12 protein-coding genes, 1 tRNA gene, 1 pseudogene and 1 riboswitch are annotated in these 14,970 nt (G+C 65.9%); of the genes and pseudogenes, 11 read left to right on the forward strand and 3 right to left on the reverse strand.

Going from position 1 to position 14,970, the window contains the following annotated elements; genetic code table 11:
- Nucleotides 1-79, reverse strand: a riboswitch (SAM riboswitch).
- Nucleotides 80-239: 160 nt separating this feature from the next.
- The 9 genes and pseudogenes from EV665_RS09620 to EV665_RS09660 all read left to right on the forward strand — a co-directional run bounded on the left by EV665_RS09620 (nucleotide 240) and on the right by EV665_RS09660 (nucleotide 9,110).
- Nucleotides 240-1,349 (forward strand): 2'-deoxycytidine 5'-triphosphate deaminase, encoded by a 1,110-nt coding sequence (locus EV665_RS09620; protein ID WP_133033926.1) that lies wholly within the window; start codon nucleotides 240-242, stop codon nucleotides 1,347-1,349.
- A gap of 185 nt (nucleotides 1,350-1,534) precedes the next feature.
- A pseudogene (locus EV665_RS09625) lies at nucleotides 1,535-1,741 on the forward strand (ATP-binding cassette domain-containing protein); the annotation flags it as partial.
- A 2-nt stretch (nucleotides 1,742-1,743) separates the two neighbouring features.
- Nucleotides 1,744-2,151, forward strand: a complete 408-nt coding sequence (locus EV665_RS09630; RefSeq protein ID WP_245507675.1) for an MGH1-like glycoside hydrolase domain-containing protein — start codon at nucleotides 1,744-1,746, stop codon at nucleotides 2,149-2,151.
- 14 nt (nucleotides 2,152-2,165) lie between these two features.
- Nucleotides 2,166-3,197 carry a LacI family DNA-binding transcriptional regulator gene (locus EV665_RS09635; RefSeq protein WP_133033927.1) on the forward strand — a complete coding sequence of 344 codons (1,032 nt, stop codon included), beginning with the start codon at nucleotides 2,166-2,168 and terminating at the stop codon, nucleotides 3,195-3,197.
- 244 nt (nucleotides 3,198-3,441) lie between these two features.
- Nucleotides 3,442-3,515: transfer RNA gene (locus EV665_RS09640), tRNA-Gly, on the forward strand.
- A gap of 348 nt (nucleotides 3,516-3,863) precedes the next feature.
- Entirely contained in the window at nucleotides 3,864-4,610 is a 747-nt protein-coding gene (locus EV665_RS09645) for a transporter substrate-binding domain-containing protein (protein ID WP_133033928.1), read from the forward strand.
- A gap of 60 nt (nucleotides 4,611-4,670) precedes the next feature.
- Complete coding sequence (locus tag EV665_RS09650; protein ID WP_133033929.1) at nucleotides 4,671-6,326, forward strand: amino acid ABC transporter permease; 1,656 nt, start codon at nucleotides 4,671-4,673, stop codon at nucleotides 6,324-6,326.
- On the forward strand, nucleotides 6,307-6,984 hold the full coding sequence (locus EV665_RS09655) for an SDR family oxidoreductase (protein WP_133033930.1): 678 nt from the start codon (nucleotides 6,307-6,309) through the stop codon (nucleotides 6,982-6,984). Before EV665_RS09650 ends, EV665_RS09655 begins: the two co-directional genes overlap by 20 nt.
- Nucleotides 6,985-7,088: 104 nt before the next feature.
- Nucleotides 7,089-9,110: a beta-galactosidase gene (locus tag EV665_RS09660; protein ID WP_380684931.1), complete on the forward strand. Its 2,022-nt coding sequence runs from the start codon at nucleotides 7,089-7,091 to the stop codon at nucleotides 9,108-9,110.
- Between the two features lie 166 nt (nucleotides 9,111-9,276).
- Here EV665_RS09660 and EV665_RS09665 read toward each other — a convergent pair whose 3' ends face one another.
- A complete protein-coding gene (locus EV665_RS09665; protein ID WP_133033931.1) occupies nucleotides 9,277-11,211 on the reverse strand; it encodes a glycosyltransferase family 2 protein in 1,935 nt (644 codons plus the stop codon).
- A 56-nt stretch (nucleotides 11,212-11,267) separates the two neighbouring features.
- Between EV665_RS09665 and EV665_RS09670 the strand changes: the two genes are divergently transcribed.
- Entirely contained in the window at nucleotides 11,268-12,149 is an 882-nt protein-coding gene (locus EV665_RS09670) for a transporter substrate-binding domain-containing protein (RefSeq protein ID WP_133033932.1), read from the forward strand.
- 7 nt (nucleotides 12,150-12,156) lie between these two features.
- On the opposite strand, the gene EV665_RS09675 is transcribed toward EV665_RS09670, so the two are convergent.
- Together EV665_RS09675 and EV665_RS09680 are read right to left on the reverse strand one after the other, a co-directional pair.
- Nucleotides 12,157-12,819, reverse strand: a complete 663-nt coding sequence (locus EV665_RS09675) for a S24 family peptidase (RefSeq protein ID WP_133033933.1) — start codon at nucleotides 12,817-12,819, stop codon at nucleotides 12,157-12,159.
- A gap of 94 nt (nucleotides 12,820-12,913) precedes the next feature.
- Entirely contained in the window at nucleotides 12,914-13,819 is a 906-nt protein-coding gene (locus EV665_RS09680; RefSeq protein WP_064328714.1) for a DMT family transporter, read from the reverse strand.
- 188 nt (nucleotides 13,820-14,007) lie between these two features.
- Between EV665_RS09680 and EV665_RS09685 the strand changes: the two genes are divergently transcribed.
- Entirely contained in the window at nucleotides 14,008-14,889 is an 882-nt protein-coding gene (locus tag EV665_RS09685; RefSeq protein WP_133033934.1) for a DMT family transporter, read from the forward strand.
- The last annotated feature ends 81 nt before the right edge of the window (nucleotides 14,890-14,970 follow it).

The raw sequence follows: 14,970 nt of genomic DNA on the forward strand, positions 1-14,970 counted from the left end.
CCGGTTTCGAACCCGGCCTTTTTAGCTACTTGTTTTACGTGGCTGCAAGCCGGCCGGCCAAATCACCACGGGATAATCTGCTAATACTGCGCCCCCGCGCTTGCGTCAATTGGCGGCATTTGGTTTTGTGCGGGCCTTCCGGGTATTGTTCCGAAACGTGGGCATCGGTTTTCGGAAGAAACGATACGAAAGCAGACGGCCGGACCATGCGGCCCCTGCTCTGACGGGACGGTATGACGATGGGTGGTTCTGCGACGCGCAGCACGGGCATTCTGGCGGATAACGCCATTCGCGGCTTGTTCGATAGCGGCAGGTTGAAGAGTGAGACGACGCTGGACGACGACCAGATCCAGCCGGCGAGCCTCGACCTGCGGCTCGGCGCAAAAGCCTTCCGCGTGCGGGCGAGCTTCCTTCCGGGGCCGTCCCATCTCGTCGCCGACAAGCTCGACCGCCTGCAACTGCACGTCATCGACCTTGCCGACGGTGCGGTGCTGGAGACGGGCTGCGTCTACATCGTGCCGCTGATGGAAAGCCTGGACCTGCCGGCGGAGCTGGCGGCGTCGGCCAACCCGAAGAGCTCCACCGGTCGCCTCGATATCTTCACCCGCGTCATCACCGATCGCGCCCAGGAATTCGACAAGATCCCCGCCGGCTATTCCGGTCCGCTCTATCTCGAAATCTCGCCGCGCACCTTTCCGATCGTCGTGCGCCGCGGCTCGCGCCTGTCGCAGATCCGTTTCCGCAAGGGCAATGCCCTGCTCGGCGAAAGCGAACTGCTTGCCCTCCACGGCACGGATACGCTCGTCGCCAGCGAGACGCCGAACGTCTCCGGCGGCGGCATCGCGCTTTCCATCGACCTCAAGGGCACCGGTCCGGACGGGCTGATCGGCTATCGCGGCAAGCACCACACCTCCGTCGTCGATGTCGACCGCAAGAACCAGCATGACATCTTCGATTTCTGGGAGCCGCTGTTCAGTCGCGGCCGCAACGAGCTGATCCTCGATCCCGACGAGTTCTATATCCTCGTCTCCCGCGAGGCCGTGCACGTCCCGCCGCTCTATGCCGCCGAGATGACGCCTTTCGACCCGCTCGTCGGCGAATTCCGCGTGCACTATGCCGGCTTCTTCGATCCCGGCTTCGGCCATGCCCCGGCCGGCGGCTCCGGCAGCCGCGCCGTGCTGGAGGTGCGCAGCCACGAGGTGCCCTTCATCCTCGAGCACGGCCAGATCGTCGGCCGTCTCGTCTACGAGCACATGCTCGACGCACCCGAAGGCCTCTACGGTTCCGGCCTCGGCTCCAACTATCAGGCACAGGGCCTGAAGTTGTCGAAACATTTCCGCGCCGGATAACACCGCTTCCGCAAGGGCTTGCCGGCCGCATCGCAGCCGGTTCTCTGTCGTGCCGATGAGATTCGGCAGGGCGTCCCATCCGTTTCATTTTCTACTTTACAAACGAAATTAAACGTTTTTATTTTGACACAAACGTTTAACAAGAGCTGGGGAGCCCGGACGTTTCGCCGACAGGGAGGACGTCGTTGGCATCGATCCGCATCGAGAATCTCCGCAAGGGTTTTGGCGCTCTGGAGGTGCTGAAGGACATCGACCTTGATATCGCCGATGGTGAATTCGTCTGTTTCCTCGGCCCCTCCGGCTGCGGCAAGATCACGCTGCTGCGCTCCATCGCCGGCCTTGAGGAACTGGACGGCGGCGCGATCCGCCCCGCCTTGCCGGCGATCCGGCGCGCGTGCTGCCCGACCGGAACCTCATCCAGTTCATGCCGCTCCTTCTGGGTGACCGCCTGCCACGCGACATGGTGCAAAAACTTCTTGTCCGGCTCACGGACGGTGGTTTCATCACCGAATGGGGTCCCGCGACGGAAAGTCCGCAAAGCCCGTTCTACGAGGATGGCGGCTATTGGCGCGGGCCGATCTGGGCGCCGACGACGCTGCTCCTCTGGGATGGCCTTCGCCGGCAGGGGGAAATGGAGCTTGCAAGGACGATCGCGGAAAAGTTCTGTTCTCTTGCCTCCAAAAACGGTATGGCCGAGAACTTCGATGCCCGGTCGGGGAGGGGCTTGCGGGATCGGGCTTTCGCCTGGACATCCGCCGCCTACATGCTCCTCGCCGCCTCCCTCAGTCAGGACCAGCCGTAGCGAGCCGACACGCGATGCAGAGACCGACGATCAAGACCATCGCGCAGGAAACGGGCCTTTCGATCGCCACCGTATCGAAGGCGCTGAACGACAGCCCGCAGGTGCGCCCGGAAACCCGCGCCATCGTCGTCGCCGCCGCCGAGCGCGTCGGCTACCAGCTCAACATGCATGGCGTGCAGCTTCGCACCGGAAAGACCTACCAGGTCGCCGCCATCATGACGGCGCCCGGCCCCAAGCAGAACGAATGGGAAGGCGTCGAATACGCCCAGCTCCTCAGCGGCATCTCCTGGGCGCTGGAGGAGAGCCCCTACCGCGTCTCGCTCTATGCCGTACGCAATTTCGAGGAGAGTCTTGCCACCATCCGGCAGATCGTCTCGCTGAAGAAGGCGGACGGCATCATCGTCTCGGGGACCCGCGCCGACGATCCGCGCGTGCGCATCATGCAGGAGGCGGATTTTCCCTTCGTCACCTACGGCACGACGATCCACAACGCCCCCCATGCCTATGTCGATGCCGACAACGAGCAGATGATCCGCCTTTCGGTGGCGCGCCTTGCCGAACGCGGCCACCGCCGCATCGCGCTCATCAACCCGATGGCCGAGCTCAGCTATGCCATCACGCGCCTTGATGCCTACCGCCGCGCCCTGGAGACGGCCGGCCTTGCCTTCGATCCGGCCCTCGTCGCGCATGGCCGTCTGACCCCTGCCTTCGGCCGTGAAAACGTGCTTCTCATGTCGGACCTGCCGGATCCGCCGACCGCCTATATCTGCGCCAACGAAGCCTCGGCGCTCGGCGCCTTCTCGGGCTTCCATGCCCGCGGCCTCGTGCACGGGCGCGATGCCGTCATCAACGCGACCGACGACCTCAATGTCAGCCAGTATTTCGCCCCGCCGATCACCACCTATTTCCTGCCGATCCACGAGCCGAGCGAGCTTCTGGGCAGCTACATCCTGCGCTGCATGGAGGGCGAGGCGCCCGAAGCGCTGCAGACCCTCATCATGCCGAAACTGATCGAGCGTTCGGACGACCGGCTGAGCAAGGGCTAGAGAAGAAAACCGCCCTTCGGACGGCGAGGGTGGCATCGAACCGGATGGAGACGTCCGCCTTTCCGTCTCCGGCCACATCGCCGAAGACAAAGGTGTCGCTGCGGCCCCTGCCGCCGGCCGGCCGGAGCGACGGCGGTCCGGCATCGCCGCGCGGTATGAAATCGGCCGACCGACCGGTGCTTCTCTGCGCCCTCGCTTGACACGTCCGGCGAACTGTTGAATGACTGCGCCGTCGCGCTGCCGTGCGGGTATGATGTAATGGTAGCCTGTCAGCTTCCCAAGCTGAACGCGCGGGTTCGATTCCCGCTACCCGCTCCAGCCCGCTTTGTCAGGGCATTGCGCGACATTCATCCGGTATTTGCTTGTGGTCTTTTCAGAGTCCGTTCTGGCTCAGGCTTGTCGGGTTCTGGATGATCGATCCGGCTCGAAACCGCCACGCCGGCGGCTTTCCCGGATTGGTACGGTCCCGCCTCCGGAGCTGGCTAAGCGGAATAAAAACGTTTATATTTTATCTTGAAAACGTTTATATTCCTTGTTACCAATTTCAAGGAGCAGGGGCGAGGTTCATCTGCGGCGGGAGGTGCTGCAGAAGGGCGCATGGCCGGTTCAGGGGATTTGTCGAGCACCTTCCGCAAGGGGCGGACGCCGACGGTTGAGGAGGAAGAGATGAAAAAATTCGTTGCAACACTTGCGCTTGCCGTCTTCGCGGCGGGGGCCGCGCATGCGGCCGATCTCGGCGGCAAGCTCCTGAGGGTCGGCTCCGACACCACGTCGCCGCCGATGGAAAGCGTGGACCCGGCGAGCGGCCAGATCGTCGGCTTCGATGTCGACGTGGTCAATGCCATCTGCGCCAAGATCAACTGCCAGGCCGAATTCGTGACGACCGGCTGGGACGGCATCTTCGCCGCGCTCGACCAGGGCAGCTTCGACCTCGTGGCCTCGGGCGTCTCGATCACCGACGAGCGCAAGAAGGCGATGGATTTCTCCGATCCCTATATCGTCAACAGCCAGGCGGTGCTGACGCGCGCCGAGGACCAGGGCATCACGCTGGAGACATTCAAGGCCGAAGGCCGGAAGCTCTCCGCCCAGGCCAACACGACGGACGCGCAGGTCGCCGAAGGCGTCGTCGGCAAGGAGAACGTCATCGCCTATGACAGCTTCAGCGCCGCCATCATCGCGCTGAAGAACAAGGACGTCGACGGCGTCGTGATCAACGGCGCCAATGCCGCCGCCTATGAACGGGAATTTGCCGGCGAACTCGTCGCCTCCATCAAGGACCTCGAATCCGATCCGCTCGGCCTCGTCTTCCGCAAGGGCGACGAGAATGTCGCGACCTTCAACGAGGGCCTCAAGGCGATCAAGGACGACGGCACGCTCGACCAGCTCATCGCCAAGTATTGGGGCCTCAAGTAAGAGGTTCTGCCGGAAGCACCGTGCGGGCGCTTCCGGCATGTCGTGATGCCGGAGGCCGAAATGTCGTTCGTCAGAAGCGTGAGGCCCAGCAATCTGGTGATCCTCGCCGCGTTGCCCTTCATCGTCTACCTTTTCGCCGCGTCGGCGGACTACCAGCGCTCGTTGCGCGCCATCCTGGGTGTGGAGCTGGGCTCGGGCGCCTTCGTGCCGGGTTTCCTGCTGCTTACGGCCGCCTTTTCCGCCGGCCTTGCGGTGCTTGTCCTGTCGCGCCGCAAGGTGGTGCGGCCGCGCCTCACGATGGCGGTGGGCCTTGCGGGGCTTCTGGCGACGGCCGCCATTCTGGCGGGGGACCTCGTCCATCCCTTCATCGCCTCGGTCGTCGCGAACGGCGTCGATCCCTTCAAGTCCGATCTCGTCGTCAAGGGGGCGACGCCCCGCCAGTTGACGGATGCGGCCGATCTCATGGTGCGCGGCGTGGAGGCTTGGCTCTGGCCGGCCTATGCCGTGCTGCTCGTCGCGGGTCTCGGCCTCACCTTCGCCGGCAGCCGCGCGCCGGTTCCGGCGGAAAGCCGCCTGCGCCGGGCAGGCGCGTGGCTGCTCGGCCTTGTCAATGGCGCCGGCCTCGTCTTCGTCTTGCTCTTCGCCCACCTCGCCTTCGCCTCGGGCCTCGCCACGACCATCCGCGCGGCCATCGCCGCCTATATCCTCGCGGCCATGCTCGGCCTCGTCTGGGTGGGGCTCCTGAAGCTGCGCTATACGCGCCAGAGCCTCTATTTCTTCGCGGCGATGACCCTCGCCTTCGCCGCGCTCTCCACCTGGTTCCTGATGCAGCCGCGCGACAACTACGTGCTGGCCGGCACGCTGGAGGGCAAGGTCGGCATCATCACCGGCACCCCGTCGGGCCTCATCGGCGCCGTGCGCTTCGGCCAGTACGAGGGCGGCCCGACCACCGAGACGCCGGTGCGCACCTTCGTCACACCCGAGCAGGCGATCGAGGCGATCGGCAGACAAGAGGATGTCAGCGGCGCGTTGCTGCCCGCTGCCGCCGCGCCCGCCGACTGGCCGCGCCTCTGGCAGGTCGAGGCGCTGAACGACCGCGACCGCGCCGCCGGTATCACCTTCGCCGTCATCGCCATCGTGGCGGGTCTCTTGACCTTCGGTGGCTTCCTGCATCGCCGCCATCCGCTGTCCATCGGCTCGGAATTCATCGTCGATACGATCCGCGGCATTCCGATGCTCGTCATCGTGCTCTATGTCGGCCTGCCGCTTTCCGGCGCCTTGAAGGATGCGACGGCCGGCGTCTTCGATCCGCCGAACCTGATCCGCGGCATCGTCGCCATGGCCATCGCCTATTCCGCCTATCTTGCGGAGATCTTCCGCTCGGGCATCAACGCCATCCCGACCGGACAGATCGAGGCGGCGGGCAGTCTCGGCCTCAACCGATGGCAGACGGCGCGGCTCGTCATCCTGCCGCAGGCCTTCCGCATCGTCATCCCGCCGCTCGGCAACGAGCTGATCGCCATCCTGAAGGACACCTCGCTGCTGTCGATCCTGTCGATCCGCGACATCACCCAGCGCATGCGGGAATTCCAGTCGGCGAGCTTCCTGCCGTTCGCGCCCTATAACTCGGCGGCGATCCTCTACATCCTGCTGACGCTGGCGGCGGCAAGCCTCATCAGCCTCATCGAGAAGAAGTATGACACCAAGCACCGCTGAGACAGGAACGGTACTGATCACCGGTGCCGGACGGGGCCTCGGCCGGGCACTGGCCGACCTCTATGCGGCCGCCGGCTTTCGCGTCATCGCCTGCACGCGGCAGGGGGCAGGTGATGCCCCGCAGCTCGATGTGGCGGACGCGGCCTCGATCGCCGCGCTCGGGGACCATCTGGCGGGCGTGCCGATCGATATCGTCATCAACAATGCCGCGATCCGCGGCGATACCGGCGGCCTTGCTTCGTTGGAAACGCATGGTTTTCTGGAGGTCGTGCGTATCAATGCGCTCGCCCCGCTGCTGGTCGCCCGGGCGCTCAGGCCCAATCTCCTCGCCGGAAGGCGCCGGGTGATCGCCAATATCGGCAGCCGCGCCGGCTCGCTTGCGGAAGGTACGATCGATGACGAGGACGGCGACTATGCCTATCGCTGCTCCAAGGCGGCGCTGAACATGGCGACGGTCAAGCTGGCACAGGATTTTCGCTCCGACGGCATCGCCGTCCTCTCGCTGCATCCCGGCTGGGTGAAGACGGATATGGGCGGCGCGGAGGCGGCGGTCGAGATGGCGGAAAGCGCCCTCGGCCTGAAGCGGCTGATCGATGGCGCGACGATGGCAGAGACCGGCAGCTTCAGGGCCTATGACGGCCGGACGGTGCTCTGGTAGCCGCAGCCAGCAGAATTTTGAACAGTGATATAAACGTTTATATTGCAATCGTGACGAAAGTGGACCGGCCCGGCCGGCGCCGCGGAGAATGAAGGACGACACTGGTGCACAAGCCGCTCACCAAACAGAACCGCTTCGACGCTGCCCGGCCGGAGGCCGGCATGCTGGAGCTTGGCGTCTGCTACTATCCGGAGCAGTGGCCGCGGGAGAAATGGGACGAGGATGCCCGCCGCATGGTGGAGCTGGGCCTTGCCTGGGTGCGCATCGGCGAGTTCTCCTGGTCGCAGATCGAGCCGCAGGCCGGCGTCTTCCATTGGGAATGGCTGGACGAGGCGATCGAGGTGCTCGGCTGCGCCGGCCTGAAGGTCATCCTCGGTACGCCGACCGCCGCCCCGCCGAAATGGCTGGTCGATTGTTACCCGGATATCCTGCCGGTCGATGCGCGCGGCGTGGTGCGCAAGTTCGGCGCGCGCCGGCACTATTGTTTCTCCAGCCGCCGCTACCGGCTGGAGGCGGCCCGCATCACCGAAGCCATGGTGCGCCGCTATGGCGAAAACCCCTTCGTGCATGCCTGGCAGACGGACAACGAATACGGCGACCACGACACGATCCACAGCTATTCCGACGAGGCGAAGCTGGCCTTCCGGCAATGGCTCGCCGCGCGCTACGGCACGGTCGAGGCGATGAACCGCGCCTGGGGCACGACCTTCTGGAGCATGCACTACAACACGTTCGACGAGGTGGACCTGCCGAACAACCTTGTGGAAGAGCCGACGCCGACCCATCTCGTCGACTATTTCCGCTTTTCCTCCGACCAGGTGAAGACCTTCAACAAGGCGCAGGTGGACCTTATCCGGCAGCATTCGCCGGGCCGTCCGGTCACGCACAATTTCATGTCGCAGAACACCGACTTCGACCACTACAAGGTCGGCGAGGATATCGATATCGCCTCCTGGGATGTCTATCCGATGGGCGGGCTGATCAACGGCCGCCTCGCTGCGGAAGAGAAGGCGCGGTATCTGCGCGTCGGCGATCCGGACCAGCCGGCGTTCAACCACGACCTCTACCGCGCCGTCGGCCGCGGCCGGGTCTGGGTGATGGAACAGCAGCCGGGGCCGGTCAACTGGGCGGCGCACAACCAGTCGCCGGCAGACGGCATGGTGCGGCTGTGGACCTGGCTCGCCTATGCGCATGGCGTCGACATGGTCTCCTATTTCCGCTGGCGCCAGGCGCCCTTCGCGCAGGAACAGTTCCATGCCGGGCTGCTGCTGCCGAACAGCGAGGTGGACCAGGGCTATCTCGAGGTGGCGCAGGTTGCCGAGGAGATGATGCGGCTGCCGAAGGGCGAGGTGCGGGAAAAGGCCGCCGTCGCGATCCTGCTCGATTACGAATCGCGTTTCGCCACCAGCGCCCTGCCGCAGGGGCGCGGCTACGCCGCCTCGGCCATCGCGCTCGACTGGTATTCCGCCGTCGCGCGCCTTGGCGTGGATGTCGATTTCATCGGCCAGCATTCCGATCTCTCCGGCTACAGCCTCGTGCTGGCGCCCGACCTCGTCATCCCGGATGCCGCCTTCCTTGCCCGGCTCAAGGCGTCGAAGGCCAAGGTGCTTTTCGGCCCGCGCAGCGGCAGCAAGACGCGCGACATGCACATCCCCGCCGACCTGCCGCCCGGTCCGCTCGCCGATCTCCTCGATTTCCGCGTGACGCGCGTCGAGTCGCTGCCGGACTACCACAGCGAGCCCGTGCTCTACGGCAATGCGAGCCACCCGGTGACCGGCTGGCGGGAGCTCATCCGCACGAACGAGACGGTGCTGGCCACCTTCGAGGGCGAGCATCGCCCCGGCTCCCCGGCGGTCATCGGCAATGATCGCGCGCGCTATGTCGGCACGCTGCCGCGCGGCGAATTCCTGGCGAAGCTGATGGGCGACACGCTCGGCTGGGCCGGCGTCAGGAGCCTGCCCGATCTCGGCGATCTCAGGCTCGCCCGCCGCGGCCGGCTGCACTTCGCCTTCAACTATGGCAACACCCCCGCCGACGTGCCGGCAGGCCCGGAGGCGACCTTCCTCGTCGGTGACCGGCAGCTTGCGCCGGTCGATGTGGCGATCTGGACGGAAGGCGGCCGCTAGAGCAATTCCGGCAGGAGTGCGAAGCGGTCTTGCGTCCGCAATTGCGCCGAAACGCTCCAGGCCGCCGAGCCGGGGCGCCCCCTCGTCCGGTCTCTCCGTCCCTCCCTGGGGAGAAGGACCGTATGAGGGGTGGCTTTGTTGCAAGTTGCTGGCGGGAGCGGAAAAATTACCCGGCTTCCGTTCCCGTCTGCGGCTGCACCGGCCGGTGGGCCGTCTTGTTCCAGAAGAAGGGGTTGTGGCGCAGCTCCCCCACGGCGCGCCAGGCGGCGACCGACAGCAGCAGCCAGTAGACCGGCGTCATCATCCAGTGCCTGCCCACGGCCACCTGTTCGCCATCCGTCATGCCGCCCCGTCCGAGCGCGATGAAGACCGCATAGCTCCCGAAGATGTTGATGATGTCGATGGTAAAGAGGGTGAATTCGAGCGGCCCGACCATGAAGGCGGACTGGAAGAACAGCGACCAGGTGATGAGGCCGAGATAGGCGACGATCAGCGGATGGGCGAGCGAGGAGAGGATGAGCCCGCCGATCAGCACCTGGAAGACGAGGCTCGGCCAGAGGCCCATCTCCGAAACGAGGCGCGAGGGATGGCGCATCAGCACCAGCCAGGTCTGCAGCCAGCCCTTGAACCAGCGCGTGCGCTGGCCGAGCCAGGCATTCCGCCCCACGGGCGCTTCTTCGTAGGTCGGCCGGGTGAGCGTGCCGCAGCGATAGCCGAGCCTGTAGAGCCGGAGCCCGAGATCGGCATCTTCCGTGACATTGTACGGATCCCACCCGCCGGCCTGCTGGAGCACGTGCGTGCGAAAATGGTTGGACGTGCCGCCGAGCGGCATGGGCAGGCGTGCGGCGGCAAGGCGCGGCAGCAGCACGCGGAAGAGCCCGGCATATTCGAGCGCGAACAGCGCGCTCAGCCAGCTTTCCCGTGCATTGGTGATGACGAGCGGCGCCTGGAGGCAGGCGATATCCGGCGGCCCGGCTTCGAAGGTCCGCCAGGCCTCCTCCAGTTGCATGGGATCGACCCGGTCCTCGGCATCGTAGATGACGAGGTATTCGCCGCGCGCCGCGCCGAGCGCATAGGTGAGCGCCTTCGGCTTGGTGCGCGGCTGGCCGGGCGGCACCTCGACGATCTCGTATTGCCGGCCGAGGCGGGTGAGGGCGAGCGCATCGAGCGTTTCCTGGTCGTCCGCCTCGCAGATCAGCTTGATGTCGAGGCGGGCGGCCGGCCATTCGATGCGGTTCAGTGTGTCGATGAGTTGCGGCACGACGGCCGCTTCCCGGTAGAGCGCGACGAAGATGGAATAGGTCGGCCGCGGTCGCGCCGGTGGCGGTGGCACCAGTGCCCGGTGCTCCTGCCGCCATTTGGCGATGAGGGCGACCAGGCGGATCAGGAAGGTGCCGAGGAAGAGCAGGCTCAGTACGATATGCAATGCCAGCGTGGCCAGCATGGGGGCGAGGGCGGCCAGCACAAGAAGAAGGGTCACGGCGACGCCGGTGTAAAAACCCTGCCGCCCGCGCAGCGTGATGCGGGCGCTCGCCTCCGGCATGGTGGCATGGAGGTCGTCGACGGTGTCGCGCAGCCGTCTTTGCTGGCCGGCCTGCCAGAGCGCGGCCCGGAGGGCCGAAGGCGTGGTCGCCGCCATCATGGTGCGCAGGACGGGCGAATGCGCCAGCCGTTCGCTAAGATAGGCGAGCCGCTCGGCACTCGGCACGATCGCCGTCGTCGGCGGGCGCGAGGAATGGCGCAGCCGTACCACGGTGGGCTCGACAAGCTGGGTATCGGCGCCGGGAATATCCTCGACCTCCGCCGGATCCAGCCGGTCGAGGAAGGGGATGTTCAGGATTTCGGCCAGCGCCTCGTAGTAGATGTGCTCCGAAACCGAACCGCTCGCCAGCAGCTCCGTTTCCAGTGACGTGCCGTGCTGGTTGGCGCGCACCAGCATGGTCGAGATGAGGGGCTTGGGCAGGCCGAGGCGCCGGAAGAGCCGGGCTTCCGTCATCAGGTGCGACGGCACGGTGTCGTCGCGGGGTGGCGCCGGCGGCGCCGGCAGGATGCCGATTGCGGTAGCGAAACCGATGTCGTCGGGATATTCTGCCAGTCGCATGCAGCCCCGCAGCCGCGTAGGCGGCCACGCCCCCTTTAAACCCCAGGTTGATTGTAATGCGGCATATCAAAATTGCACCCCTCAAAATTTACGGGCTGCTCGCCTTTTGCCTGTTGCTGGCGGCGGTGCGGCCGCAGGAGGCGGCAGCGCAGGAGCCTGCGTCGGTCGACCTGCCGATCCTGTTCGACACGCGCGAGCGCATCGCGCGACCGGACCTGTCCGGCATCGTGCGGCTGCGCTTCCTGACCACGGTGGATTTCCCGCCGTTCAACTTCATCGACCAGACCGGCAAGCTCGCCGGCTTCCATGTCGATCTGGTGCGGGAAATCTGCCGGGAGCTGGCACTCACGGAAAAATGCCAGATCCAGGCCGTGACCTTCCCGGAACTGGAAAAGGCGCTGGTCGACGGCAATGGCGAGGCGGTCGCCGCGGGTGTCGCCGTCACCGCGGAGCTGCGCAAGCGCTTCCTCTTCTCGCGCCCCTTCATGCGCCTGCCGGCCCGCTTCGCCGTGGCGAAGAAGACGCCGCCCGCCGGAGAGACCGCGGCGGCGCTCGATGGCAAGCGGGTCGGCGTCGTCGCGGCGAGCGCGCATGAGGCGATGCTGAAGGCCTTCTTCCCGCGCGTGCAGGTGCAGACCTTTCCCGATCGCGCCGCCCTGCTGGCGAGCCTCAAGGACGGCAAGGTGGATGCAGCCTTCGGGGATGGCATGCAGCTCGCCTTCTGGACGAGCGGCTCGGAATCGGCCGGCTGCTGCCGCCTGTTCGACGGCCCCTATCTGTCGGAGCGGTTCCTCGGCGAGGGGCTGACCATCATGTTCCGCAAGGAGGACGCGACGATAACCGGCGCGATCGACCATGCGCTGCTGGCGCTCTCGCGCAGCGGCCGCCTGCAGGAGATCTATCTGCGCTATTTCCCGGTCAATCTCTACGGCGGCTGACGCGCCCCTACTGGCTGGCCCAGATGATGCGGGCGATCCAGTCGACGTCGTCGATGTCGAAATTGCGGTTCGGATGCTCGGGGTTGAGCGAGACGAGCTCGATCGTGCGCGGCGTCTGGCGATGCAGCACCTTGGCCATGACCTCGCCCTCCCGGGTCTTGACGACCACGCGGTCGCCGCGGCGCACCTGCGCGCCCGGCTCGACGATCAGGACGTCGCCGTCGCGGTAGAGCGGCAGCATGCTGTCGCCCTGCACCTCCAGCGCATAGACGCCCGGCTTGCGATCCGGCGAGGCGGGAAACTCCACCACGTCCCAGCCCTGGCCGGCCGGAAAGCCGCCATCGTCGAAGAAGCCGCCGGCGCCCGCCTGTGCGAAGCCGAGCAGGGGAATGGTGCCGGTCTGCGGGGGAAAGGCGCCCTGCGGCAGGGCGGCATCGCGCGCCGGGTCGGCCAGCGTGAAGAATTCGTCGATCGAGGCGCCGGTCGCGTCGAGCACCTTGGCGATCGATTCCGTCGAGGGCCAGCGCTGGCGGCCATCGGCGCCCTGGCGCTTCGACTTGTTGAAGGATGTCGGGTCGAGCCCGGCGCGGCGGGCAAGGCCGGACGGCGAGAGCCGGTTGCGCTCGGCAAGGGCGTCGATCGCTGCCCAGATCCGGTCGTGGGAGAACATGCTGAAAAACCCTGCCAAGGCAACGGACCGGCAAGGGCCGGTCCGAGTGATCGGAAGCATATCCAAGGATGGCGGGCGAGTAAAGGAAAAAGGATTATTTTCCTGTATTCTTTCCGGACCGGTTTTCCGCCGCCCGGCGCCGGGCGACGACGCTCTCGCGCCAGACGGTGAAGATGCCGGCGCCGACGACGATGGCCGAGCCGAGCACCATGTTGAGGTTCAGCGTTTCGCCGAAGACGCTGACGCCGATGATCGCCGCCAGCACGACCTGGAGATAGGTGAGCGGCTGCACGGCGGCGGCATCGAGCAGGTCATAGGCGCGGATCAGGAAATAGTGGCTCGACATGCCGGTGATGCAGAGCAGGCCCATCCACAGCCAGTCCCCCGCGGTGAGGTTCGTCCAGAAGAACGGGCCGACGAGCGAAATCGCCGCTGCGCCGACGACGCCGATGTAGAAGAAGCTCGTCGAGGCCGTGTCGTCCCGGCTGACGAGGCGGGTCGCGATCACATAGACCGCGAACATGAGCGCGGAAACCAGCGGCAGCAGGACGCCCATGTCGAAGCCGCCGTCGCCCGGGTTGAGGATGATCAGCACGCCGCAGAGCCCGGCGCCGATCGCCGTCCAGCGCCGCCAGCCGACCCGTTCGCCGAGCAGCGGCATCGACAGGAGCGCGACGAAGATCGGTCCCGATGCCAGGATCGCCTGCGAATGGGCAAGGCCGACCGTGGTGAAGGCGGTGATGGTGACGACGATCTGGCAGGCGAGGAGCACGCCGCGCAGGATCTGCAGCGCCGGCCGTTTCGTCGCCGCCGCCACCTTCAGGCCGCCCGGGCTGCGGGCGCCCAGCGCGATCGCGAAGGCGCCGAAGGCCCAGAAGCGCAGCATGGCGATGAAGACCGGCGGATAGAGGCTGCCGAGATGTTTCGAGATCGCGTCCTGCAGGCTGAAGATCAGGATGGCAAGCAGGGTGAAGAGATAGCCGGTGCGTTTGGAATCCATGGCTCGCGCATATACCTGTGCGGCCCCGCTTGCACGCCGAAACTTGCAGGCGAAACGGACTTTTCGCGGCAAGGTTCACGGCGGTGGGAAAAATTTCCTCCCCCCGTGATTTTCAGCCTCTTTCGCCGTATTGATCGGCGCGCTATCAAGGCGGGGCGCGGCGCTTCCGCGCCTTCGAGGCTCACTCCGTGCAAAAGACCGTCTCTTCCGGCATTCTGCTGACGTCCTTCGCCTATTTCATGTTCTCCTTGCAGGATGCGACGGTCAAATGGCTCGTCGCGGCCCTGCCGGTCTGGCAGATCCTGTTCGTGCGCAGCCTGACGATCTTTCTGCTCTGTCTGGCCTTCGGCGGGCGCCCGCTCCTGCAAAACGCGCGCCGCTCTCCGGTGATGAAGCCGCTTTTCCTGCGCAACCTGCTGCTGCTCGCCGCCTGGCTGTCCTACTACACCGCCGCGCGCGACCTCGGCCTTGCCGAGCTGACGACGCTCTACTACGCCTCGCCGGTCGTCATGACGATCCTCTCCGTGCCGATCCTCGGCGAGAAGGTGCCGGGATACCGGTGGTTCGCGGTGGTGATCGGTTTCGTCGGCGTGGTCGTCGCCTGCGGGGTGGCGGTCAATGGCCTGCAGCTTTCGCTGCCCGTCTGTCTCGCCCTGCAGGCCGCCATCTTCTGGGCGATCGCGACGGTGCTCCTGCGCAAGACGGCGCTGCACGAGCGCACCGAGGTACAGGTGACCATATCGAGCGGCTTCTTCCTGCTCTTCACCGCCATCGCGCTGCCCTTCGTCTGGCAGCCGGTCGCGCTGCTCGACCTGGCGCTGATGGCGGGAACGGGGGTGATTGCCGGCATCGGGCAGTTCGCGATGTTCGAGGGCATGCGCCGGGCACCGGTCTCCGTGCTCGCCCCCTTCGAATATTCCTCGCTCGTCTGGGCCTTCGTGCTCGGTTATCTCATCTGGAGCGACGTGCCCGGCTCGAATGTCTTCGTCGGCGCCACGCTGATTTTTTCCGCCGGCATGGTCATCATCGCGAGCGAACGCTTCGCCGGGCGCTTCCGTATCAGGATCTGACCCCCTAAGTGACGAAACAACCAAAAGAATTCCGTTTTCATCACGCTGGTTGGTTGCAAGCGTTCATGACCACGATATTGT

Origin of the sequence: Shinella granuli (assembly GCF_004341885.1) — a bacterium.
Lineage (GTDB): Bacteria > Pseudomonadota > Alphaproteobacteria > Rhizobiales > Rhizobiaceae > Shinella > Shinella granuli.

Coding starts and splice junctions, on each gene's coding strand:
- EV665_RS09620 (WP_133033926.1), top strand. CDS start 240: ATGGGTGGTTCTGCGACGCGCAGCACGGGCATTCTGGCGGATAACGCC.
- EV665_RS09635 (WP_133033927.1), top strand. CDS start 2,166: ATGCAGAGACCGACGATCAAGACCATCGCGCAGGAAACGGGCCTTTCG.
- EV665_RS09645 (WP_133033928.1), top strand. CDS start 3,864: ATGAAAAAATTCGTTGCAACACTTGCGCTTGCCGTCTTCGCGGCGGGG.
- EV665_RS09650 (WP_133033929.1), top strand. CDS start 4,671: ATGTCGTTCGTCAGAAGCGTGAGGCCCAGCAATCTGGTGATCCTCGCC.
- EV665_RS09655 (WP_133033930.1), top strand. CDS start 6,307: ATGACACCAAGCACCGCTGAGACAGGAACGGTACTGATCACCGGTGCC.
- EV665_RS09665 (WP_133033931.1), bottom strand. CDS start 11,211: ATGCGACTGGCAGAATATCCCGACGACATCGGTTTCGCTACCGCAATC.
- EV665_RS09670 (WP_133033932.1), top strand. CDS start 11,268: ATGCGGCATATCAAAATTGCACCCCTCAAAATTTACGGGCTGCTCGCC.
- EV665_RS09675 (WP_133033933.1), bottom strand. CDS start 12,819: ATGTTCTCCCACGACCGGATCTGGGCAGCGATCGACGCCCTTGCCGAG.
- EV665_RS09680 (WP_064328714.1), bottom strand. CDS start 13,819: ATGGATTCCAAACGCACCGGCTATCTCTTCACCCTGCTTGCCATCCTG.